Source organism: Tianweitania sp. (genome assembly GCF_032053605.1).
Lineage (GTDB): Bacteria > Pseudomonadota > Alphaproteobacteria > Rhizobiales > Rhizobiaceae > Tianweitania.
The window spans coordinates 3,689-6,063 of sequence record NZ_DAMBUH010000130.1; the positions used below are offsets into that span (position 1 = coordinate 3,689).

At 63.5% G+C, this 2,375-nt stretch carries 2 protein-coding genes and 2 pseudogenes; 3 read left to right on the plus strand and 1 reads right to left on the minus strand.

Annotation, left to right across the window (positions count from 1 at the left end; all coding sequences use genetic code 11):
• Positions 1–295 (plus strand): annotated as a pseudogene (locus RTX98_RS18645) (SPFH/Band 7/PHB domain protein); the annotation flags it as partial.
• A 9-nt stretch (positions 296–304) separates the two neighbouring features.
• Positions 305–763: an NfeD family protein gene (locus RTX98_RS18650; protein ID WP_312798298.1), complete on the plus strand. Its 459-nt coding sequence runs from the start codon at positions 305–307 to the stop codon at positions 761–763.
• Here RTX98_RS18650 and RTX98_RS18655 read toward each other — a convergent pair.
• Positions 760–1,746 carry a KpsF/GutQ family sugar-phosphate isomerase gene (locus RTX98_RS18655; protein WP_416223175.1) on the minus strand — a complete coding sequence of 329 codons (987 nt, stop codon included), beginning with the start codon at positions 1,744–1,746 and terminating at the stop codon, positions 760–762. The two genes, RTX98_RS18650 and RTX98_RS18655, sit on opposite strands and share 4 nt — an antisense overlap.
• A gap of 138 nt (positions 1,747–1,884) precedes the next feature.
• Here RTX98_RS18655 and RTX98_RS18660 point away from each other — a divergent pair.
• A pseudogene (locus RTX98_RS18660) lies at positions 1,885–2,375 on the plus strand (hypothetical protein); the annotation flags it as partial.

Sequence of the window (2,375 nt, forward strand, 5' to 3'; positions counted from 1 at the left end):
GGCGGAAGCGCGCGCCACGCAGGTCGTGTCGGAAGCCATCGCGCAGGGCGACGTGCAGGCCATCAACTACTTCGTCGCCCAGCGTTACACCGAGGCCATGGCAAAGATCGGCACCTCGCCCAATTCCAAGATCGTACTGATGCCGTTCGAGGCGTCGTCGCTGATCGGCTCACTTGGCGGCATCGGATCGATCGCCAAGGAAGTGTTTGGGGATAACACACCCGAAGGACCAACACCCCGCCGGGGCAATACTTCGCGCCCGCCGCGTGTCGTCATTCCGCCACAGCAGGACTGAGGACCTGGCATGATCGCGCGCGCGATAGCCGAACTCGGCCCCTGGAGCTGGATCCTGTTGGGCATGGTCCTGCTCGGGCTGGAGATCGCCCTGCCCGGCGTTTACCTGCTGTGGAGCGGCATTGCCGCCATCATCATCGGCGCGCTGTCTTTCTTGTTGTGGGACACAGGCCTTTGGACTTGGCACGTGCAGGTCGTGTTGTTCTTGGCTTTGTCCTTGCTTGCAGCCTTTGTCGGCAGCCGCTTTGTGCGCATCCACGGCACAAACAGCGACGAACCCCTCCTCAATCAGCCTGGCAACCAGCTGATCGGCCGCACCGCCGTGCTGCGCGAGCCGATCGCCGAGGGACGCGGCCGCATCCAGCTTGGCGACACGATGTGGCTGGTTCAGGGTCCGGATCTCGCAGCCGGCAACCGGGTCAAGGTCACCGGCGTGCGCGGGTCCGAGCTGATCGTGGAAGCCGCTTAAGCCACTCCAACGCGCAGCAAATCGTGGAAATGGACGATGCCGACCGGCCGCTCGTCTTCCACCACCACAAGCGCGCTGATCTTGAGGTCTTCCAGAAGACCGATGGCAGCCCCCGCCAGCGTGTCGGGGCGAACGCTCTTCGGCTCGCGCGTCATGATGTCGTCCACGGTCAGCGCCGACATGTCGCGATCGATATGACGCGCAATATCGCCGTCTGTGACGATGCCCGCCAGGCGGCCGTCCTCTTCCAGCACGCAAACGCATCCGAAACGGTGCTGTGACAAGGTCATCACCGCTTCGCGCAGCGGCGTGCCGAGCTTGGCAACCGGGATCGCATCGCCGCGATGCATGAGATCGCGCACCTGGGTAAGATTCGCGCCGAGCTTGCCGCCGGGATGGAAGGTGCGGAAGTGATCGGCAGTAAACCCCCGCGCTTCCAGAAGCGCAATCGCCAGCGCGTCGCCGATCACCAGCTGCATCAAGGTCGAGGTGGTTGGCGCCAGACCATGCGGACAGGCTTCGGCGACCTTCGGCAAAGCAAGAACCACCGTTGCTTCCCGTGCCAAGGCAGACCCGGTGCCGGCCGTCATGGCGATCAGCGGAATGTCGAAGCGGCGGGCATAGTTCACGATGCCCTTCAGCTCCGCGCTTTCGCCCGACCAGGACATGGCAAGGATGATGTCGTTCGGCCCGATCATGCCGAGATCGCCATGGTTGGCTTCCACGGGATGCACGAAAAAGGCAGGCGTCCCGGTCGATGCGAAGGTCGCTGCAAGCTTGGTGCCGATATGGCCGCTTTTGCCGATGCCGGTGACGATCAGGCGCCCGGTAATGCCGCGGATCAGCGTCAGCGCTTTCTCGAATGGTTCGGCCAGGTCATTTTTGAGCGCGGCTTTCAAGGCCGCGACGCCCGCCATTTCGGTTGTTACCGTACGCAGCGCGGACTGAAGGCCATCGCCGTGCGTGTTCGTTCTGGAGCTCATATCGTTCATGCGCGCGGCTTAGCGCTTTCGCCAAACGCTGTCCAATAAAGCAAAGTGGCTCGCCGAAAGGATTGTTTAACCAAGCCTGTTTACGGTTCTGTAATCCTCGCGATGCGCGCGGATGGGGCAGATCCGAGAATGTCGCAGGCAAGAAGTCATCCGCAAGGCAAGGCAAGGCGTTCATTCGCGCTTGTGCTGGCATCGGCTACCGCGCTCGGCGCGATGAGCCTTGCCGCGCCCTTGTTTGCGCAAAGCACGGGCTTGCGCACCAGCACCAACACGAATGCTGATCGGCCGTTCGGCTCAACCCGGACCGCGCTCGAGCAGATCGCGGAAACGCCTGTTTACCAGCCGACGAGCGAAGGTGCCCTGCCGGATGATTCGCAGTCGTCCTCGGACGCTGGCGCTAACTCCACGTCCATCTTCGACGACACCAGCACGAATGATCCCTTCGCCAACACCACGCCTGACCTGCGCACCACGCCGGCCACACCGGCAACTCCTGCCGACCCCGCTCAGCCAAACGGCAGCCAGGTAGGCCGCGCTGCCACTGCGGCAACGGCGGAAGGCCAGGAAGGCACCAGTGGCGAAGCGATCACGGCGCTGCCGGCCGAACGTCAGCTCAGGCT

Excerpts from the sequence above, each read along its gene's own strand:
- RTX98_RS18655 (WP_416223175.1), bottom strand. The coding sequence starts at position 1,746 with ATGAGCTCCAGAACGAACACGCACGGCGATGGCCTTCAGTCCGCGCTG.
- RTX98_RS18650 (WP_312798298.1), top strand. The coding sequence starts at position 305 with ATGATCGCGCGCGCGATAGCCGAACTCGGCCCCTGGAGCTGGATCCTG.